Consider the following 19,880-nt stretch of genomic DNA (forward strand, 5'->3'; position numbering starts at 1 on the left):
CCACCGTTACTTCTGGTCCGCATGACGTACCGAACATCACTGACGGCACTGGCGCTGGCGGGGCTCGTGGCGCTCCCTTCCCCGGCGGCCGCCGCCGACGCCGGCCCGGACGCGAGCACCGCCGCGACCCCCGGCCCGAGCTCCGGCGTGTCGTCCGTCCACTGGACATCCTGCCCGGACTACTCCGACGAGGCCCTCCTGAGCCTGCGCGTGACGGAGGAACAGATCCCGGCCTTCCGCGCCCTGATGAAGCGCCTGGAGTGCGGGACGGTCAGCGTCCCGCTGAACCATCGCGACCCCGGCGGGCGGACGATCGACATCGCGGTGACCCGGCTGGCGGCCACGGACGGGGCCCGCCGGCTCGGCGCCCTCGCCGTCCTGCCGGGCGGGCCGGGCAACAGCGGCTACCTGGACCCGATCCTGCGGGCCGCGCTCAGGAACCAGGAGATGGCCAAGCTCAACGAGCGATACGACGTCATCGGCTTCGACCCGCGCGGGGTGGGCTACAGCACCAAGGTCGCCTGCCCGATCACGCCGGTGGGCCCGCAGGAGCCGGGCACGCTGACCGAGGAGGCGGCCAGGAAGATCTACGCCGCCCAGATCGCCGCCAACCAGCGGTGCGGGCGCTCCAACCCCGCCTTCCTCGGGCAGCTCACCACCGAGAACGTGGCCGAGGACCTGGACCTGGTGCGGACCGCCCTGGGTGAGCGCACGCTCAACCTGCTCGGCTTCTCCTGGGGCACCCGTCTGGGCATGGTGTACCGCAGCCGGTTCCCCGAGCACACCGGACGGGCCTTCCTGGACAGCGTGGCGCCGCCGTGGACCCGTCTCGACCAGCACATGAAGGACAGCGCGGAGGCAGCCGAGCGGGACTTCGGCCGCATGGCCGCCTGGCTGGCCCGCCGCGACGAGACCTACGGTCTCGGCGCCACCGCCCGGCAGGTGCGCGAGGGTGTGGCGAAGCTGGTCCGCGCGTACGACACGAATCCCAAGATCTACACCGACCTGCGGCGGCCCGTCGACGGCTCGGCCGTCGCCGACCTGGCCAGGCGCAACTCGACCGAGTGGACGCGCGCAGGCAGGGCGCTGGCCGAACTGCGGACGGCGACGGGCACCACCGCCCCGCCCACCGTCAAGGAGCTGCTCGGCGCCCCGATGACGGGGACGCCCGTCCCCGGCGTGCCCGAAGCGCTGAACATGACCATGAACCTGGCCGTCGCGTGCAACGAGGACGGCAGCCGGGCAGCTTTCGACACCGCCTGGCGTGACTACCAGCGGCTCGTGAAGCGCCATCCGGCGACCGGCCGGGCCTGGGGACCGGGTTTCATGTGCGCCGGTTGGCCGCTGCCGGTGCAGCAGGCGACGCTGAAGCGGGGCGGCGGGTCACTGGTGCTGGCGGGGCACCTGCATGAGTTCATGTCCGTCTACGACTGGACGCTGCAGACGCGGCGCGCCGTCGGCGGGACCGTCTACACGGTCGCCGACGACGTGCACGTCTCCACCACCCGGGTGCCCGAGTGCGCCGCCGACGTGGTGAGGTACTTCGAGACGGGCCGGATCGGCAGAGGCTGCGCGGGCAGCGCGATCCCGAGCTGACCGCCGGTTCCCGCCCGCGCCCGGTGCAGCGAACGGACGAGACAGGGCGGGTTCCCGCGAACCGGCCGGCACCTGGCCCGGGCCGGATCGGGCCGGGCGGGGCCTCAGAGGCGGGCGCGCCAGACGTCGATGACCATGACGGTGCGCATGCCCGCCGACAGGTACAGGTCGAGGGCGGGCGTGGTGTTGTTGGAGTCGACGTGCAGGATCGTGCCCTTGCGGCCGCGCGCGGCGTCGGCGGCGAAGGCGTGCCTGAGCAGGAACCGGCCGAGGCCCCTGCCCCGGAACTCCGGGAGCACGGCGAGCAGGGCGACGTAGCCGCAGCCCTCGTCGGGCAGGAACTGGTCGTTGCCGATCACGGTCGCGGCGGGCCGGCCGTCGAGGCGGGCGACGGTGAGCTGGCTCCAGTCGGTGGCGCGGTGCGCCTCGCGGCGCGCGTACCAGGTGTCGTAGTCGACCTTGGCGAAGCCGAAGTGCTGGGAGAAGGCGGCCTGGTGGAGCATGTGCGCCTCGCGGCGCGCCTGCTCGCTCTCGCCGGTGTGCAGGGTGACGCCGGGGGGCGTGGCGGGCGGGGCGAGCGGGCCGTCGTGGTCGATGCGCAGCCGGTGGAAGCTGGTGGCGGGCGCCAGCCCGTGGCGTTCGGCCAGGGCGCGCTTGCCCTCGTCGGCCCGGTGGATGCCGACGTCCACGGTGACGGCGTCGTGGCCGCGCTCCCTGCCCAGCTCGCGGGCGCGGTCCAGCACGGTGCCCCACAGGGGCCCGGCCACGTCCTCGCGGCCGGGACGGACGGTGACGTCCACCTCGACGATGTCGCTGCGGCCCTTGGCGCAGGCCCACGCCCAGGCGATCAGGCGGCCGTCGGAGTCGGCCCGCAGCACGCCGTCGCGGTCGAGGTCGAACCCCGGATCCGCGAGGTCGGCCTTGACGTCGTCGAGGGTCCAGTCGGCGTGACCGAGGACCGCCGTGTCGGCCGCCGCGAGGAGCTCGTGGATGGCGGGGGCGTCCTCCGGCCGGGGGCGCCTGATGGAATCCATGCCGGCGATTGTGCCGAAACGGGCAGGACCCTCGCCTCCCATTTTCCCTCCGTCGTTAAGCTGGATGGGTGCTGGACAAGAACCCGCTGCGCGTCGAGGTCGCCACACCCGACCCGATGACGGTGCGGCTGGCGCTCAGCGGCGACCTAGACTACGGCACCGTGTCCGAACTGGCGGCACTGCCCCTGGATCGCGGCATCCGCCAGCTTGACGTGGACCTGTCGGGATTGTCGTTCATCGACTCCTCCGGGCTGGCGGCGCTCATCCGGCTGTACCACCAGGCCGAGCGGGCCGAGGCCGTGCTGCGGGTGGTGGCGGTGACGCCGTACCTGCGCACAGTGCTGCGGATGACGGCGCTCGACCGGCTCTTCAGCCTCCCGCCCGGCTGACCCCTCGGGCAGCCGGACGCCCGGGAGGAGGCTCCTCCCGGGCGCCGGGCTCCGCGGGGTCAGCCGGCCACGGCCTCCGGCTGCGGCTCCTTGGCGGCCGGGCCGCCGCGCAGCGGGATCTCCTTGACGAACGCCGCCAGCACCGGAACGGCGACGGCGAACAGGATCGCCCACCAGAAGACGTTGGAGATGGAGCCGGCCAGCGCCTCGATGAGGCCGGTGCGCATGCCCTTCGGCATCTGGGCGAGCGCGGCCGGGTCCATCCGGCCGCCGCCCTTGGCGATCTTCTCGGCGGCCTGCGCGCCGAACTTGCCGGTCAGCTCGTCGCGGAAGCCGTTGTTGAAGACGGCGCCGAACAGCGAGACGCCGAACGAGCCGCCGATCGAGCGGAAGAACGTGGTGGCGCTGCTGGAGACGCCGAGGTCCTTCTGCTCGACGCTGTTCTGCGCGATGAGCATGGTGGTCTGCATGAGGAAGCCCATGCCGGCGCCGAGCACGGCGATGAAGACCCCGGTCCGCCAGCTCGGCGTCGCCACGTCCATGGTGGACAGCAGCCACATGCCGACGGCCATGCCGACGCCGCCGATCAGCGGGTAGACCTTGTACTTGCCGGTCGCGGTGATGGCCTTGCCGACGAACAGCGACACGACCATGGCCGCCGCCATCATGGGCAGCATGAGCAGGCCGGAGTTGGTCGCCGTGTCGCCCTGGACCATCTGCTGGAACAGCGGCAGGAAGTTGATCGCGCCGAACATCGCGAAGCCGAGCAGGAAGCCGATGGCGGAGATCAGCGTGAAGTTGCGGTTGCGGAAGAGCTGCAGCGGCATGATCGGCTCGACGGCGGCCCGCTCGACCGGGATGAAGATCGCGAGGGTGACGACGGCGACGCCGATGAGGCCGAGGATCTGCCAGGAGTCCCACGCGTACTCGTTGCCGCCCCAGGTGGTGACGAGGACCATCGCCGTGATGCTGATCGACAGCAGGATCGCGCCGATCCAGTCGATGCGCACCTTGTTGTGGTGCCTGGGCAGGTGGAGCTTGACGGCCAGCAGGACGAGCGCGATGGCGCCGACGGGCAGGTTCACGTAGAAGGCCCAGCGCCAGTCGAGGTGGTCGGTGATGAAGCCGCCGACGAGCGGGCCGGCGATCATGGCCAGGGACATGGCGCCGGCCATGATGCCCTGGTACTGGCCGCGCTCGCGGGGCGGCACGAGGTCGCCGATGATGGCCATGACGTTGACCATGAGGCCGCCGGCGCCGAGGCCCTGGAGGGCGCGGAAGGCGATGAGCTCCGTCATGCCGCCGTCGGGGCCGCCGAGCATGGAGGAGCCGGCCATGCCGCACAGGGCCGAACCGATCATGAAGATGACGATGGACACGAGGAAGATGGTCTTGCGTCCGTAAAGGTCGCCGATCTTCCCCCAGATGGGAGTGGAGACGGTCGTGCCCAGCACGTACGCTGTGACCACCCATGAGAGATGCTGGAGTCCGCCGAGCTCACCCACGATCCGGGGCATCGCCGTACCCACGATCATGTTGTCGAGCATGGCGAGGATCATCGCCAGCATCAGTCCGGGCAGGACCACCATGACCTCGCGGCGGCGTCCTCCCGCTGCCTCTTCCATAAGCACACCCCCGACAGAGAATCTTCCTTACTTGCCGACCGGCAAGCTTGCAATAAGGTAGATACTTACTTGCCGGTCGTCAAGTCGAAAAGGTGCACATTGCGGGAAGACACCCGGACGCGTATCCAGGAGATCGCTCTCAGGCTGTTCACGGAGCAGGGCTACGAGGCGACCTCCCTGCGCGAGATCGCGGAGGAGCTCGGCGTCACGAAGGCCGCGCTCTACTACCACTTCAAGACCAAGGACGACATCGTCGCCAGCCTGGCCGACCTGCGCGTCGCCGAGGTCGAGGAGCTGCTGGAGTGGGTCAAGACGCAGCCGAGGAGCCCCGAGACGCGGCGCGAGGTCGTGCTGCGCTACGCCGAGGCGCTGCGCAGGCCCCGGTACATGGAGGTCGCGCGCTTCATGGAGCGCAACCAGACGGCGCTGCGCGACCACCCGAAGATCGTGCGGATGCGCGAGGCGATGCTGGAGCTGGTCAAGGAGATGAGCGACCCGGACGACCCGCTGGCGCTGCGGCTCGGCCGCTCCATGTCGCTGTTCGCGCTGCACGCGGGCAAGTGGATGCCGCACGAGGAGTCGGTGTCGGAGGACGAGGTGATGGAGGCGTCCCTGGAGGTCGCGCTCCGGCTCCTGGAGCCGTAGAGACGATTGGGACGCACGATCCCGGGCAGGTCTTCGATCACGCAACGCATCCATCCGGGGAGGAAAGCAGTGGAGGCCACGATCGCGCTCCGATTGCCCAGAGATGCGGCCAGCGTCCCCCTGATCAGGCAGATTCTCGAGGCCAGCCTCAAGACTCTGGGCGTCGTGCCGCAGATCCGTGACGACATCGAGCTCATGCTCAGCGAGGCGTGCTCGAACGTGATCCGGCACGCGGGGCCCAGCGACGAGTACACGGTCAGCGCGGGCGTCCTCGACGACCTGTGCACGATCAAGGTCATCGACACCGGCCGCGGGTTCGACCCCCGCTCGGTGGGCCCGGCGGCCGACACCGCCGAGCACGGCCGCGGGTTGCAGATCATGCGGGCTCTCGCCGACGACGTCCGCTTCACCAACCGGCGCGAGCAGGGCGCCGTGGTGTGCCTGGAGAAACGGCTGCGCTTCGCCCCCGAGGCGGCGGCCCGGCCGCTCATGAACGACCGGGCGCTCGCCGCCCACCACCCCGCGCGCACCGCGGACGACGGGGTCTGAGCGGTTACGGGGTCCTGGCGGCCGGCACCGACAACGGTCTGGCTGTCAGGCCGGCCATGAGGCCGAGGGTCACGAGGACCACCACCGAGATGAGCAGGACCGCCAGGAACACGAGAGAGCAGGTGATCGCCAGCGAGGCGATCGCGCCGAGTAGTGCCAACATTCGGCCAGACTTTCCCCATCGCTTGGCGGCTATACCTCCGGTAAGGGATAGATCGGACTCACTTGGCGGCGAGTGTTCCCTGCGCCGTTCCCTCAGCCGGTCAGGCGGGCGGGGTCTCGCGGCCGGGGAGCTGGTCCAGGCGGCGCAGGATGACGCCCTCGCGCAGCGCCCAGGGGCAGACCTCCAGACGGTCCACCTCGAACAGGTCCATCGCCGCGTCGGCGACCAGCGCGCCGGCGGCGAGCTGGGCCGCCCGCCCCGGCGACACGCCGGGCAGCGCGGCCCGCGTGGCCGTGTCCATGGTGGTCAGCTTCCCCGCCCAGTGGGCCAGGTCCTGGCGCGACAGCGAGCGCGAGGCGTAGACCCCCTCGCTCGACGGCGCCGCCCCCGCGACCCTGGCGAGCTGCTTGAACGTCTTGGAGGTGGCCACCGCGCAGGTGGACTCGCCGTTGCGGACCACGTCGCGGACCGTGCGGGCGATCTCGGCGCGCACGTGCCGGCGCAGCGCCCGCACCTCGTCCGCGGGCGGCGGGTCGGCGGTGAACCAGTCGCGCGTCAGCCGGCCCGCCCCCAGCGGCAGCGACACGGCCACGTCCGGCTCCTCGTCCACGCCCGCGGCGATCTCCAGCGAGCCGCCGCCGATGTCGAAGACCAGCAGCCGCCCGGCCGACCAGCCGAACCAGCGCCGCACCGCCAGGAACGTCAGCCTGGCCTCGTCGCGCCCGGACAGCACGTCGATGTCGACGCCGCAGCGCTCGTCGATCCGGGCCAGCACCTGCTCGCCGTTGGCCGCCTCGCGCACGGCCGACGTCGCGAACGCGAGGAAGTCCTCGACCCCCTTGTCCTCGGCCAGCCGCAGGGCCTCCTCGACGAAGGCGCCGAGCCGCTCGATGCCCTCGGCGGACAGCTCGTTGCGCGCGTCCAGGTACTCGGTCAGGCGCAGCTCCTCCTTGTGGGAGTACGCGGGAAGGGGCCGGGCGCCCCGATGGGCGTCGACGACCAGTAAATGAACGGTGTTCGAGCCGATGTCCAGCACGCCGAGTCGCATGTCCATGACGCTACCGGCCTGCGGCGCGCACGGCGACGCCACCCCCGCGGGGCCGGTCCGCCGCCGCGCGGGGGCGGGAGTACGGGTTCCCCCCGTCACGGCCATACGCTGATCGCATGTCTCGAACCCTGCGACTGCTGATCACCGGCGGCGGCACCGGAGGTCACACGTACCCGGCTCTGACCACCCTGACGGCCGTGCGGCGACGTCAGGTGCCGCACGAGGTGCTCTGGGTGGGCACCGCCAACGGGCTGGAGGCCAGGATCACGGCCGAGCACGGCATCCCGTTCAAGGCGATCACCACGGGCAAGCTGCGCCGCCGGCCCAACCTGCGCGAGCTCGGCACCAACATCGCCGACGTGTTCCGCATCCCGGTGGGCGTGGCCCAGGCGATCGGGCACGCCGCCCGCTTCCTGCCGGACGTGGTGCTGTCGACCGGGGGGTACGTGGCCGTGCCGATCGGCGTGGCCGCCAAGCTGATCCGCCGGCCGCTCGTCATGCACGAGCAGACCACGGTGGTGGGGCTGGCCAACCGGATCCTGGCCCGGCTGGCGACCCGGATCGCGCTGTCGCACGAGTCGTCGCTGGAGTACCTGCCGGCCTCGGTGCGCGACCGGGCCGTGGTGACCGGCAACCCGATCCGGCCGGAGCTGCTGCAGGGCAACCGGGCCGCCGCGTACGACCTGTTCGGATTGACGTTCGAGGTGCCGCTGATCTACGTGACGGGCGGAGCGCAGGGCAGCAAGCAGATCAACACGCTGCTCGCGGAGATCCTGCCCCGGCTGCTGCCGCACGCGCAGGTCGTGCACCAGTGCGGCCCCGCCTGGATCGAGCAGATGCGGGCCGTCGCGCTGCCGCCGGAGCTGGCCGACCGCTACCACCCGGTGCCGTACGTGGGATCGGAGCTCGCCGACCTGTTCGCCGCGGCCGACGTGGTGATCGCGCGCAGCGGCGCCGGCACGGTGTCGGAGCTGACGGCCATCGGCAAGCCGTCGGTTCTCGTCCCGCTCATCCCGACCGGCGGCGACGAGCAGCGCAAGAACGCCGGCTACCTCGTGTCGGCGGGCGCGGCGCGGGCGCTGCTGGAGCCGCACCCGACGGCCGACATGCTGCTGGCCGAGCTGATGCCGCTGCTGGCCGACCCCGAGCTGCGCGCGGCGATGGCCGAGGCGGCGCGCAAGGCGGGCCGCGTGGACGCCGCGGAGGCGCTGTGCGACGTGCTGCTGGAGACGGCTCACTGGCACGGCTGACCACCCCCTGCACCGGGCGCCGCGGCTCAGAGGGCGGGGGCTCAGGGGTCCGGGGGGCTCAGGGGTCCGGGGTGAGCGGGCGGAGGGTCTCGCGGGCGGCGCGGACGCTGTCGCGCAACGCCTGTTCGAGCCGGCCGGCGTCCTCGGCCAGCCGGCCCAGCTCGGGCACGGCCGGCCCGGCGGCGCCCGACTCGGCCAGCAGCTCCTCGTAGCGCGGCAGCGTGGCGCCGAGCCGCTCGATCTGGCCGCGGGCCCGGTGCGCGCGCTCGGCGTCGGCGACGTGGCCCGCGTAGCGTTCCAGCGCCTCCACCCGGGCCACCACGGCGGCCTCGCTGCCGGCCAGGGCGCGGCCGAGCGGCTCGGCGACGGCGGCCACCTCCGGCGTCACGCCCTCCGCGAGCACCTCCTCGTGCTCGGCCCGCAGCTCCGACAGCTTGGCCAGCAGCCGGGCGATCTCCCACTCCTGCTCGGGCAGCATCACCGCGTTGCGCACCCCGTCCAGCAGCCCCTCGGCGTTGACGCGCGAGCCCATGACGGAGGCGACCGCCGCGTGCGCGCGGTCCATGAGGGCGCGGGCGGGCCCGTCGAGACCGTCGCACAACACGTAGCGCTCCTCGTGCCGGCGGGCGGTCTCGTACACCCGCGCCTCCTCGGCGCGGCGGCGCTCGGCCCGCGCGTCCGGGCGGGGCTTGAGCAGCACGCCGACGATCAGCAGCGCGGCGCTGGACATGACGACGGCGAAGGCCGTGTAGCGCTCGGAGAGGAAGAGGTCCAGGCCGGCGGCGACGGCGGCCAGCGCGAGGGCGGTGGCGGCGGGACGGGCGGCGGCGCTCAGGACCGTGGAGCGGCGTCCTCCTTCGGGCGCCCAGCCCGCGCGCATCAGCGCCAGCAGGCGGGGGTTGCCGCACAGCAGCGCGGCGTCCTCGCGGGGCACCGCCGGATCGACCACCACCTCCGCCTGCCCACCCGCCGGGTCGGCCCCCGCCTGGGCTGCCTCGCCGGGCGCCGGGGACGGCAGGTCGGCGTGTCCGTGGGCACGGTCGTCGGCTGTCGTCATCCGGGCGGGTCAGCCTTCGAGGTAGCGGAACGCCTCGTGGGCGGAGCTGACGCTGCGGCGTAAGACGCGTTCGAGCTGGTCGGCGTCCTCGGCGAGACGCTCCAGCTCCGGCACGGACAGCCCGTCGGCGCCCGACTCGGCCAGCAGCTCCTCGTAGCGGGGCAGGCGCGCCCGCAGCTCCTCGATCTGCTCGCGCGCGTGGTAGGCGCGCTCGGCGTCGGCGACGTGGCCGGCGTAACGTTCGAGCGCCTCCACGCGCGCCACCACGGCGGACTCGCTGGTGGCCAGCGCCCGTTCCAGCGGTTCGACCACCGCCGCCACCTCGGGGGCGACGCCCCGGTCCAGCAGCTCCCGGTGGTCCGCGCGCAGCGCCGCCAGCTTGGCCAGCAGCCGGGCGATCTCCCACTCCTGCTCGGGCAGCATCACCGCGTTGCGGGCGCCGTCGAGCAGGCCCTCGGCGTTGACGTGGGAGCGCAGGACGCCGCCGATGGCGCGCTGGGCGCGGAGGAGCACGGCGCGGGCCTCCTCGTCGAAGTCGTCCGGCAGCAGGAAGCGGCCGTCGTGCAGGCGCGCCTGCTCGTAGACGGTCCGCTCGTACGGCCGCTCGGTCTCGGGCGCCTCGCCGAGGGTGCTGGTCTTGACGAGGACGACCAGCATGAACGCGCCGAGCAGCACGAAGCCGGCGGGCGCCGCGGGCGATTCGAGCAGGACGGCCATGAGGGCGAGCACCACGGGCGTGGCGGCGAGCAGCGCGACGCCGGACGGGCTGCGCCGGCGCGGCGCGGGCGCCGAGGCGGGCGGCACCCAGCCGGCCCTGATCCGGGCCAGCAGGGGGGCGTTGGCGCGCAGCAATCCGGCGATCTCCGGGGGTACTCCCGGTTCGACTACCACACCCACGCTCTGCCCTGGCACCCTGGCGCCCCCAACGCTCGTGATGTCCGGATACTACGGAACATTCCGCCCGTATGTCAGCCTCGCGAAGGACAGTCCAGCCGTACCCCCCGAGCCCTGTCATGACACGGCGCGCCGTCCCGCCAGGTCATCCCGTCTCACCGCGCACCGCCTTCGGACGCGGCGGAAACGCGGCGTTCCTCCTCCCGTGGCGCGCCCCCGCCGGCTCCCCCGTGTCGGCGGCGCCGCCATCGCGATCATCCGGCTAACGTTGGACGTCATGAGATCCGCGCACGTCATGATCGCCGCACCGCTCGCCCTCCTCCTCGCCGGCTGCGGGGGCGTGGCCGACGGAGCGGCGGCCACGCCTCCGCCGTCCCGGGCCGCCGCCGCGCGGGCTTCGGCCGGTGCCACGCCCGCCGCGAAGGTTCCCGCCTCCGGCCGGGGCGAGGCGGAGGAGCGGCCCGCCGCGGGCGCCGGCGTGCCCGCGCCCGACGCGCCCATCCCGACCGACCCGGCCGAGCTGGCCGCGGCCCTGCGCACGACCACCACCAGCCTGTACGCGGCGATCGACCGCTGGACCAGGAGCGGCCAGGAGAGCCCGCCCCAGGACGTCGTGCTGCTCTCCCTGCACCAGCAGCGCATCTACCGGGTGCTGGCCCGCGACGCGGCGCTGACGCGGCGCACGGCCGAGCGGCTGCCGGCCCGGCTGGCGGCCGAGGCGCGCGACAACGCCACGGCCGTGGGCCGCCTCCTGTCGCTGGCCCGCCCCATCAGCGCCGCCCGGCGCAAGCAGATGCGCCTGGCCGAGCCGCTGCCCGCCGAGCGGCTGCGCGGTTACATGACGCGGGCCGAGAAGCGGTTCGGCGTGGACTGGGAGGTGCTGGCGGCCGTCATGCTCGTGGAGACCAAGTTCGGCCGGGTCACCTCGTCCAGCTCGGCGGGGGCGCAGGGGCCCATGCAGTTCATGCCGGCCACCTGGCGGCAGTACGGGCTGGGCGGCGACATCCACGACGCGCGCGACGCGATCCTCGGGGCGGCCAACTACCTCAAGGCGTCCGGCGCGCCCGGCGACTACCGGCGGGCGCTGTACGCCTACAACCACTCCGACCACTACGTGGACGCCGTACAGGCGCACGCCCGGCAGATGCAGCGCGACCCGCGCAGCTTCTACGCCTACTACAACTGGCAGGTGTTCGTGCTGTCGGCGAAGGGCGACCTGCGCCTCACCGGCCCGCGCTGACCGCGGCCGGGGCCGCCCGTCCCGGGGGCCGCACCGCCGCCAGGGCAGCGGCCAGGCAGGCCACCGGGATGGCGGGCAGCACGTACCGGTGGTCGAAGTCCAGCGCGGCCACCGGCGCGACCAGCAGGAACACCGCGAACGCCCAGGGCAGCAGCGCCGGCCGGCGGCGACCCGCCGAGCCGAGGCCGCCGGCCAGCAGGAGCACGCCGAACAGCGTGCCGTGCAGGAACCACGGGTAGCGGTAGGCGGCCAGCGCCGAGGCGTACGGCTCGACGGAGCTCATGCCGCGGATGCCCGGGTCGTACTCCCGGCGCACCTTGCCGACGAGCGGCTGCTCCTCGGGCAGCGGCCAGGAGCCGCGCGGGAACGTGGTCGTCGGGCTCACCCGCGCGGGGTGCCGCACGGGCTCCCAGGTGAAGGCGAGCGCGGTGTCGCGGGCCACCTCGCGCAGGTAGTCGAGCGGCTGGGCGGCGATGGCCCGCAGGGCGAAGGAGCGGGCCAGGTCGTTGTGGGCGAAGCGGCCCCCGGGCAACAGGTTCAGCGACGCGCCGGGGGCCCACACGTACTCGGAGGCGGCGTCGGCGACGGTGCCGTTCGGGCAGAGCACGGCCTCGTCCGCGGGCGGCCGGATCACCGAGCAGTCGGCGAACGTCATCGTGCGGGCCCACAGCGCGACCCCGTCGGAGCCGCTGAGCGCGAACCGGCCGTGGTGCTGGGCGTACCAGCCGGCGTAGCCCAGCAGCGGCAGGGCGCCGGCGACGGCCGCGGCGGCCACGCGCCGCCACCCGGCCCGCCGGAGGAGGAGGTGGAGGACCACCAGGCCGAGCAGCGGGGCGGCGGCGGTCCGGGTGAGCCCGGCCAGCGCCACGAGCAGGCCGGACAGCGCCGCCACGCGCGTGGAGACCTCCTCGCGCCACATCACCACGAGCAGCGCCGCCACCACCAGGAAGATCACCTGAAGGTCGGAGAGGATCGCGTGCTCCAGCCGCAGGAACGACGGGTCGAACAGCACGGGAGCGGCGGCCAGCGTGGCGCCCCATCCCGGCAGCGACCGGCGGCGCAGCAACGCGTAGATCATCACGCCGACGCCGAGCCCCATCGCGTGCTGCGCCCCGGCGACCAGCTCGACGCTGTGGAAGGGCCGCAGCAGCCACAGGAACCAGGAGTACCCGGCCGGGTGGAAGGCGCCCTGCGGGCGCAGGTGGACGGCCGTGTCCAGGTACGTGAACGAGTCGTACCAGTAGAGCTGCGCGGTGTCGTACCCCAGCATGACGAGCACGCGCAGCGCGACGGCGGGCACGAGCGCGAGCCCGAACACCAGGTGGCCCCGCAGGAGCCCGCCGGGGCGCCTCCCGGCGTCCTGCGCGCGCGACCGGACGGACGCCGCGAACGCGGTCGCCATGGCTGCCCTCCCCCGGGACGGACCGGGCGGATCCGGCCGTAGGGGACGCAGTCCAGCGGACGGCCGATAACGTGAGCATCACCACTTTCGGTTATGCCCGCGTTATCCCGCCCCGGGCATACTGCCGGGGTTTTCGCGTCATATGGGGGCTGAATGCGTGTTCTGATCGCCGAGGACGAGCGAATGCTCGCCGACTCGATCGCGGAGGGGTTACGGGGCGAGGCGCTCGCGGTGGACGTCGCCTACGACGGCGACGCCGCGCTGGAGCGGCTCGGCGTGCACGACTACGACGTGCTCATCCTCGACCGCGACCTCCCGGTCGTGCACGGGGACGTCGTCTGCGCGCGCGTGGTCGAGGAGGGCTGGCTGGTGCGGGTGCTCATGCTGACCGCCGCGGGCGACGTGCGCTCGCGCGTGGCGGGGCTGTCGCTGGGCGCCGACGACTACCTGCCCAAGCCGTTCGCGTTCGAGGAGCTGGTGGCGCGGGTGCACGCGCTCGGCCGCCGCGCCCGCAAGGCCGACCCGCCGATGCTGGAGCGGGCCGGCGTGCGCCTGGACTGGGCGCACCGGCAGGTCTTCCGCGGGGGCCGGTACGTGCCGCTGGCGCGCAAGGAGTTCGGGGTGCTGGCGGAGCTGCTGCGCGCGCGGGGGGCCGTCGTGTCCGCCGAGGAGCTGCTGGAGAAGGTCTGGGACGAGAACATCGACCCGTTCACCAACACCGTGCGCACGACGATGATGAAGCTGCGCAAGAAGCTCGGCGAGCCGCAGGTCATCGAGACCGTGCCGGGATCGGGGTACCGCATACCATGAGCATGCGCATGCGCTTCGCCGTGGCGTCGGCCGTCGTCACGGCCGTCGTCGGCACGCTGGTGGTGGCGGGCGTCTACCTGACGGTGCGGCACAGCCTGCAGTACCGCAACGGCCTGATGACGCCCCGGTACATCTCCGTGCAGGGGGGCCGGGGGTTCTACCGGGGCGAGGACTACTACGAGGTGGCCCGCGCCCGCGTCATGCAGGTCCGCGCCGTCTACGAGCGCGACACGCTGGCCAACGTGCGCACGATCGGCGGGATCGCCGTGCTCGCCGCCGCGATCCTCGCCCTCGGCGCCGGATGGCGCGCCGCCGGCTGGGTGCTGCGGCCCCTCAGCGACGTCACCGAGACCACCCGGCGGGTCGCGCAGAACCACGACCTGACCGAGCGCATCGCCTACGACGGGCCGCACGACGAGCTGAAGGAACTGACCGACAGCTACGACACCATGCTCGGCCGGCTGGCCCGCTCCTTCGACGGCCAGCGGCGCTTCGTCGCCAACGCCTCGCACGAGCTGCGCACCCCGCTGACCATCAACCGGACGCTGGTGGACGTGGCGGTGCGCCGCCCCGACGCCACCGACGACGTCAAGCGGCTCGGCGAGTCGCTGCTGCTCGTCAACGCCCGCCACGAACGGCTCATCGACGGGCTGCTGGCGCTGGCCGAGGGCGAGCAGGCGGTGCTGGACCGGCGGCCGTTCGACCTGACGGACGTGGCCGAGCACGTGCTGGACCTGGCGGCCGACGAGGCGGCCGAGCGGGAGGTGACCATCCACCGGCTGCTCGACACCGCGCCGACCACGGGCGAGGCGGTGCTGGTGGAGCGGCTGGTGCAGAATCTCGTGGAGAACGCCATCCGGCACAACCACCCCAAGGGGGAGGTCTGGGTGACGACGCGGCAGCGGGCCGAGCGGGTGGAGCTCGTGGTGGCCAACACCGGTCTGCAGGTGCCGCCGTACGAGATCGAGACCATCTTCGAGCCGTTCCGGCGGCTGCACGGCGACCGGCTGCGCTCCGACCGGGGCAGCGGGCTGGGGCTGTCGATCGTGCGGGTGATCACGGAGGCGCACGGCGGGACGGTGGTGGCCCGGCCGCGCGACGAGGGCGGCCTGACGATCACGGTGGAGCTGCCGGCGGGGGCCTCCTAAGGGGCGCGCAGCAGAGCGTCGGGGACGCCGGCGGCGGCGAGGAGGTCGAGGCTGTCGGTCCGCTCGAAGATCATGGATTCGACGAGCGGGCGCAGCCGGTCCTCCAGGGCGCCGCCGGCCAGGAGCATGGTGACGATTCGGGCCCGCTCGTCGAAGGGCAGGCCGGTGTCCAGGGTGAGGGCGCGGGTCAACGCGCCGAGGTAGAGCTCCTGGTGCGGCAGCTCCTGCCAGACCGCTGCCACGTCCTCGTAAAGCGCGACGCGCTCCGTGGTCTCGGAGCCGGCCTCCAGGAAGAGCTCCCGGACGACGAGCGGCAGGGCGCAGATGCGGCCGTCCCGTCGGACAAGGAAGACCTCCTCGTCCTTCAGCAGCAGGTCGGCCGCCACGTCGAGGAGATAGGCGCGCTCCTCCGGGAAGGTGTCCACCCGGATCACCGTGGGCCGTCCGTCGTGCTCGCCGAGCCCCCAGGTGGACATGTTCGGGTCGTCCGACTCGGGGATGCCGCCGAGCTGGATGTCGCCCGTGGAGCGGCGGGCCGGCACGACCCGGATCAGCCCGCGCCATCCGTCCGGCCCGAGCTGGCTCTTCCAGAGGTGGGCGTGGTTGCGCCACTGCGCGAAGTGGTCCTCGTTCCCGAAGACCTCTCTGACGCTGACCGGCTCGGGTGACACCGCCACCAGGAGCAGCACGAGGTTCGCCGAGTACGCCGCCAGCCGCCGCGTCACCGGGTGCCGTACCGGGACGAACTCCGTGAACGACCGCCTCCTGCGTTCGTACAGCGCCCCGCGCACCAGCCCCGCCAGCGCCTGCGCAGCCCGGGAGCGCTCCGGGCCGGGCAGCGCGCGCAGCAGCTCCGTGGCGAAGCCCACCACCGGCGCCCGCTCGGCCAGGCACGAGAACGACGTGATCGCGTACAGCAGGTCGTCGTCCGGCGGGCCCGTCAGCTCGTCCTCGGCCAGGGCGTGCCGCCTGACCAGGTCGCGCACCGCGTACACCGCCAGCCAGGCCACCAGGAACTCGCCGAACGTGGCGTGCAGGAACTCGTAGCTGCGCGCGCGGTCGCCGGCGGGCCTGGCCTCGTTCTTGTGCACGAAGAAGAACCGGCCGGTGACCTGCCGCGCCCAGTCGGCCGAGGCGTCGTCGCCCTGCTCCCCCGTGCCGCACAGCGCCGGGAGGTCGCGGTTGAGTGCGCTCTCGGCGACGACGGGGCGGCCCCGGGCGAACATCGACAGGGCGACGGCGCCGAGCCGCACCATCTCGCGCTCCACCAGCCGCTGCCGCCGGGCGGCGGGCAGGGCGCGGACGCCGGGCTCCCTCAGCACCTCGCGGGTCGCGAAGTCCTTGATCAGCGACTCGTAGAGCTGCGCGCGCCCCAGCTCGCCGCCGCCGCGCTGGAGCGCGTTGCCGGTCGCGTCGTACAGGGCGAGCAGCAGCAGGAGCAGGGGCAGGCGGGCCAGGTCGCCCTGCGCCAGGGCGACGGCGGCGGGCAGCGGCTTGAGCGCGTGCCGGGCGAGCAGGGCGCGGTTGGTCTGGTCCCAGATGCCGAGCCAGGCGCGGACCTGGTCGTCGTCGAAGGGCAGCAGCTCGACGGCGAGCACCCCGGGCGGGAAGCGGACCCGGTCGGCCACGACGGTGCGGCTGGTGACGACGACCGCGACCGGGCGGCCGAGCCGGGCCTGCCGGGCCTGGAACTCCTGGATCTGTTCGAGGTAGTCGTAGCGGGTGGTGCCGGCGGCCTGGATCAGCTCGTCGAAGCCGTCGAGGACGACCACGGGCAGTGCCCCCGCCGCCCCCGCCGCCCCCGCCATCCCCTCTGCGCCCTCCGCCGACTCCAATAAGTCCTGATATTTCACCTCTTCGTCGAGTACGGCGGCCAGCCCCTGCTCGATCTGGGACGTCACCGTGGACTCGGCGGCCACGTCCCGCAACGCCACCCGGATCGGCAGGAACTCGGAGCTGGCCAGCCGCGCCGCCAGCACCTCGGTCAGCTTCGACTTGCCCGAGCCGGGCTCGCCGAGCACGACGAGCGGCGCCTGCGTGGCGCGCATCGAGGTGAGGTGGCCGACGAGGAACGCCTCGGCGTCCGGCAGCTCCGCCTGCCCCTCCCACCAGCCGCGCACGGCGGGCGTGGCCTCGCGGGTCATCTCGGCCACGCGGCAGCGCGGGTTGATGTACCCCTCGCCGAGCAGCGGCAGCGCGATGCCGTCCGGGGGCCTCCCCGCGGCCGTGAGCGGCTGGTCGAGGGCGCTGGCCGCCAGCCTGAGCAGGTGCACGCGCGGCCGGTCGCCGGCCCGGGGCGGCGCCAGCTCGGCCAGCAGCCGCGCCACCCGCGACAGCCCCGCGCCGAGCGCCTGCGTCTCGGTCACCAGGCTCCACACCCCGAACTCCGGGCTGTCGAGGGCTAGCAGCCGGTAGTCGTCGTCGTAGCGGCGCAGCGCCCGCTCCGGCGGGCCCTCGGCCAGCAGCGCGGGCAGGCGGATCCGGTCGTCCACCGCCAGCTCGTCCCACAGGGCCAGCCCGCGCACGTACCGGGTGACGGCCTCGGACATGCGGCGGTACGTCTCGCCGACGGCCCGCCGCGTCTCGGCGTACGGGCGGTGCGGCTCGGGCATCGGCAGCCGCGCGGCGAGCAGCCGCTCCATCAGCTCGGCGAACCCGTCGGCCGGCGCTCCCCCGGCGGCGAGCGCGCCCTCGGTGCCGCGGTCCAGGCCGAGCCGGCGCAGGTCGAACGGGAGCTCGGTCTCGTCCAGCGCCCGGAAGTAGGCCGAGACGACGACCACGGCGTGGGCGGCGGCCAGCCGCTGGGTGCGGGTGAAGCGGTTGACGCCGGTGCGCCGCTCCGAAACGCGGCGCAGCACGTCCTCGCCGTAGCGCAGGACGTCGTTCTTCAGGTCGAACAGGCTGAGCGCCGTCTGCGCGCCGCCGGCCAGGGCCCAGCCCGTGAGCCCCGCGGTCGCGGCGAACTCGGCGACCTTGAACAGCCGGTTCTCGTTGCAGCCGAGGATCTTCAGGGCGTCCGCGTAGCTGAGGGTGTCCGTCATGGGGCCTCCGAGGCGGGGGATGTGCCATCATGGCGCGTTCCAGGCCGGCGCGCGGGGATTCGCGTCGCCGACCTGCGGGGGCGCGCGGTCAGAGGGCGTCGGAGATCTCCCCCAGCACGGCCGGGTCCTCGATCGTGGACGGCGTGCGGTACGGCCGCCCGGCCGCGATGTCGCGCATGGTGCCGCGCAGGATCTTGCCGGAGCGGGTCTTGGGCAGGCGGCCGACCACGACGGCCCGGCGGAAGGCGGCGACCGGGCCCACGCGCTCGCGCACCAGGGCGACGACCTCCCGCTCCACGTCGGCCGGGTCGCGGTCGGCGCCGGCCTTGAGCACCACGAACCCGACCGGCAGCTCGCCCTTGAGCTCGTCGGCCACGCCGATCACGGCGCACTCGGCCACGTCCGGATGGGCGGCGATGACCTCCTCCATCTGGCCGGTCGACAGGCGGTGGCCGGCGACGTTGATGACGTCGTCGATGCGGCCCATGACGAACAGGTAGCCGTCCTCGTCGATGTAGCCGCCGTCGCCGGTCAGGTAGTGGCCGGGGTAGCGGGACAGGTAGGAGGCGGCGAAGCGGGCGTCGTCGCGGTAGAGGGTCGGCAGCGTGCCGGGCGGCAGGGGCAGGCGGATGGTGATCGCGCCCTCGACGCCGGGCGGGCACTCCTCCCCCGCCGGATCGAGGACGCGCACGTCGTAGCCCGGGACGGACTTGGTGGGCGAGCCGGGCTTGACGGTGGGCAGGCCGAGCCCCGCGCAGCCGGCCGCGACCGGCCAGCCGGTCTCGGTCTGCCACCAGTGGTCGATGACGGGGACGCCGAGCAGGCCGGCGGCCCAGTGGTAGGTGTCGGGGTCGAGCCGCTCGCCCGCCAGGAAGAGATACCGAAGACCCGACAAATCCCATTTTTTCGTGAAATCGCCGGAGGGGTCTTCCTTCTTGATCGCCCGGATGGCGGTCGGCGCGGTGAACATGACGCGCACGTCGTGCATGGCCGCCACCCGCCAGAACGCCCCCGGGTCGGGCGTGCCGACCGGCTTGCCCTCGTACAGCACGGTCGTGCAGCCCTTGAGCAGCGGCCCGTAGACGATGTAGGAGTGCCCGACGACCCAGCCCACGTCGGAGGCGGCCCAGAACACCTCGCCGGGCGCGACGCCGTACACGTTGCCCATGCTCCAGTGCAGCGCCACGGCGTGGCCCCCGTTGTCGCGCACGACGCCCTTGGGCGCGCCGGTGGTGCCGGAGGTGTAGAGCACGTACAGCGGGTCGGTCGCGGCGACGCTGACGCACCCGGCGGGCTGCGCGCCGCGCAGGGCGTCGGCCCAGTCGAGGTCGCGGCCCTCGACGAGGCTCGCGGGCTGCTGCGGGCGCTGGAGGATCACGCAGTGCGCGGGACGGTGCCCGGCCTGCTCCAGTGCGGCGTCCAGCAGCGGCTTGTACGCCACGATCCGGGACGGCTCGATGCCGCACGAGGCCGACATCACCACGACCGGGCGCGCGTGGTCGATGCGCACGGCCAGCTCGGCCGCGGCGAACCCGCCGAACACCACCGAGTGGACGGCGCCGAGGCGCGCGCAGGCCAGCATCGCGATCACGGCCTCGGGCACCATCGGCATGTAGATCACCATGGTGTCGCCGGCCCCGACGCCGAGGCCGCGCAGCATCCCGGCGGTCCGGGCCACCTCGTCGAGCAGTTCGGCGTAGGTGTAGGCGCGCACGGAGCCGGTCACGGGACTGTCGTGGATCAGCGCCGTGCGGTCGCCGTGGCCGGCCAGGACGTGCCGGTCCACGGCGTTGTGGCAGGTGTTGAGCCGGCCGTCGGGGAACCACCGGCCGTCGCGCAGGACGGTCGCCGGCGCCACGTCCCAGTCGATGTCCGCGGCGGCCTCGGCCCAGAAACCCTCGGGGTCGTCGATGCTGCGCCGGTAGACCGCGTCGTAGGTGCTCACCCTTCGATCAGATCAGCGCCCGGGCGCCGGGCGCAAGGGCCCCG

Annotated in this window: 17 protein-coding genes; 8 read left to right on the plus strand and 9 right to left on the minus strand. The window is 73.5% G+C overall.

Annotated features, from left to right (window positions below; all coding sequences use genetic code 11):
• Window positions 1-21 precede the first annotated feature (21 nt).
• Window positions 22-1,596, plus strand: coding sequence for an alpha/beta fold hydrolase (locus tag HD595_RS42300; RefSeq protein WP_253779634.1), 1,575 nt, complete (start codon window positions 22-24; stop codon window positions 1,594-1,596).
• A gap of 104 nt (window positions 1,597-1,700) precedes the next feature.
• Here the strand turns inward: HD595_RS42300 and HD595_RS42305 are convergent, their stop codons facing one another.
• Complete coding sequence (locus HD595_RS42305; RefSeq protein WP_253779636.1) at window positions 1,701-2,630, minus strand: GNAT family N-acetyltransferase; 930 nt, start codon at window positions 2,628-2,630, stop codon at window positions 1,701-1,703.
• A gap of 68 nt (window positions 2,631-2,698) precedes the next feature.
• Between HD595_RS42305 and HD595_RS42310 the strand changes: the two genes are divergently transcribed.
• Window positions 2,699-3,019: an STAS domain-containing protein gene (locus HD595_RS42310; RefSeq protein WP_253779638.1), complete on the plus strand. Its 321-nt coding sequence runs from the start codon at window positions 2,699-2,701 to the stop codon at window positions 3,017-3,019.
• A gap of 59 nt (window positions 3,020-3,078) precedes the next feature.
• On the opposite strand, the gene HD595_RS42315 is transcribed toward HD595_RS42310, so the two are convergent.
• Window positions 3,079-4,644, minus strand: coding sequence for an MDR family MFS transporter (locus HD595_RS42315; RefSeq protein WP_253779641.1), 1,566 nt, complete (start codon window positions 4,642-4,644; stop codon window positions 3,079-3,081).
• A gap of 99 nt (window positions 4,645-4,743) precedes the next feature.
• Between HD595_RS42315 and HD595_RS46475 the strand changes: the two genes are divergently transcribed.
• On the plus strand, window positions 4,744-5,289 hold the full coding sequence (locus HD595_RS46475; RefSeq protein WP_301309741.1) for a TetR/AcrR family transcriptional regulator: 546 nt from the start codon (window positions 4,744-4,746) through the stop codon (window positions 5,287-5,289).
• Between the two features lie 69 nt (window positions 5,290-5,358).
• Window positions 5,359-5,838: an ATP-binding protein gene (locus HD595_RS42325; protein WP_253779643.1), complete on the plus strand. Its 480-nt coding sequence runs from the start codon at window positions 5,359-5,361 to the stop codon at window positions 5,836-5,838.
• 4 nt (window positions 5,839-5,842) lie between these two features.
• Here the strand turns inward: HD595_RS42325 and HD595_RS42330 are convergent, their stop codons facing one another.
• Window positions 5,843-6,001, minus strand: coding sequence for a hypothetical protein (locus HD595_RS42330; RefSeq protein WP_253779647.1), 159 nt, complete (start codon window positions 5,999-6,001; stop codon window positions 5,843-5,845).
• Between the two features lie 100 nt (window positions 6,002-6,101).
• Window positions 6,102-7,049, minus strand: a complete 948-nt coding sequence (locus HD595_RS42335) for a Ppx/GppA family phosphatase (RefSeq protein ID WP_253779649.1) — start codon at window positions 7,047-7,049, stop codon at window positions 6,102-6,104.
• A 116-nt stretch (window positions 7,050-7,165) separates the two neighbouring features.
• Here HD595_RS42335 and HD595_RS42340 point away from each other — a divergent pair, with 116 nt between their 5' ends.
• A complete protein-coding gene (locus HD595_RS42340; protein ID WP_253779651.1) occupies window positions 7,166-8,299 on the plus strand; it encodes a UDP-N-acetylglucosamine--N-acetylmuramyl-(pentapeptide) pyrophosphoryl-undecaprenol N-acetylglucosamine transferase in 1,134 nt (377 codons plus the stop codon).
• 58 nt (window positions 8,300-8,357) lie between these two features.
• Here the strand turns inward: HD595_RS42340 and HD595_RS42345 are convergent, their stop codons facing one another.
• Both HD595_RS42345 and HD595_RS42350 read right to left on the minus strand, forming a co-directional pair.
• Complete coding sequence (locus HD595_RS42345; RefSeq protein ID WP_253779654.1) at window positions 8,358-9,356, minus strand: hypothetical protein; 999 nt, start codon at window positions 9,354-9,356, stop codon at window positions 8,358-8,360.
• Between the two features lie 9 nt (window positions 9,357-9,365).
• Entirely contained in the window at window positions 9,366-10,253 is an 888-nt protein-coding gene (locus HD595_RS42350) for a hypothetical protein (protein WP_253779656.1), read from the minus strand.
• Between the two features lie 274 nt (window positions 10,254-10,527).
• Between HD595_RS42350 and HD595_RS46480 the strand changes: the two genes are divergently transcribed.
• A complete protein-coding gene (locus HD595_RS46480) occupies window positions 10,528-11,490 on the plus strand; it encodes a lytic transglycosylase domain-containing protein (RefSeq protein WP_301309742.1) in 963 nt (320 codons plus the stop codon).
• On the opposite strand, the gene HD595_RS42360 is transcribed toward HD595_RS46480, so the two are convergent.
• Window positions 11,474-12,892 (minus strand): hypothetical protein, encoded by a 1,419-nt coding sequence (locus HD595_RS42360; protein ID WP_253781482.1) that lies wholly within the window; start codon window positions 12,890-12,892, stop codon window positions 11,474-11,476. The two genes, HD595_RS46480 and HD595_RS42360, sit on opposite strands and share 17 nt — an antisense overlap.
• Before the next feature lie 153 nt (window positions 12,893-13,045).
• Between HD595_RS42360 and HD595_RS42365 the strand changes: the two genes are divergently transcribed.
• Together HD595_RS42365 and HD595_RS46485 are read left to right on the plus strand one after the other, a co-directional pair.
• Window positions 13,046-13,702: a response regulator transcription factor gene (locus HD595_RS42365; protein ID WP_253779659.1), complete on the plus strand. Its 657-nt coding sequence runs from the start codon at window positions 13,046-13,048 to the stop codon at window positions 13,700-13,702.
• A complete protein-coding gene (locus tag HD595_RS46485) occupies window positions 13,699-14,850 on the plus strand; it encodes a sensor histidine kinase (protein WP_301309743.1) in 1,152 nt (383 codons plus the stop codon). Before HD595_RS42365 ends, HD595_RS46485 begins: the two co-directional genes overlap by 4 nt.
• Here the strand turns inward: HD595_RS46485 and HD595_RS42385 are convergent.
• Both HD595_RS42385 and HD595_RS42390 read right to left on the minus strand, forming a co-directional pair.
• Entirely contained in the window at window positions 14,847-17,891 is a 3,045-nt protein-coding gene (locus HD595_RS42385) for an NACHT domain-containing protein (RefSeq protein WP_253779663.1), read from the minus strand. The genes HD595_RS46485 and HD595_RS42385 overlap by 4 nt on opposite strands.
• An 88-nt stretch (window positions 17,892-17,979) precedes the next feature.
• Window positions 17,980-19,836 carry a propionyl-CoA synthetase gene (locus tag HD595_RS42390; protein WP_253779665.1) on the minus strand — a complete coding sequence of 619 codons (1,857 nt, stop codon included), beginning with the start codon at window positions 19,834-19,836 and terminating at the stop codon, window positions 17,980-17,982.
• Window positions 19,837-19,880: the final 44 nt, after the last annotated feature.

Origin of the sequence: Nonomuraea roseoviolacea subsp. carminata, assembly GCF_024172185.1 — a bacterium.
GTDB lineage: Bacteria > Actinomycetota > Actinomycetes > Streptosporangiales > Streptosporangiaceae > Nonomuraea > Nonomuraea roseoviolacea.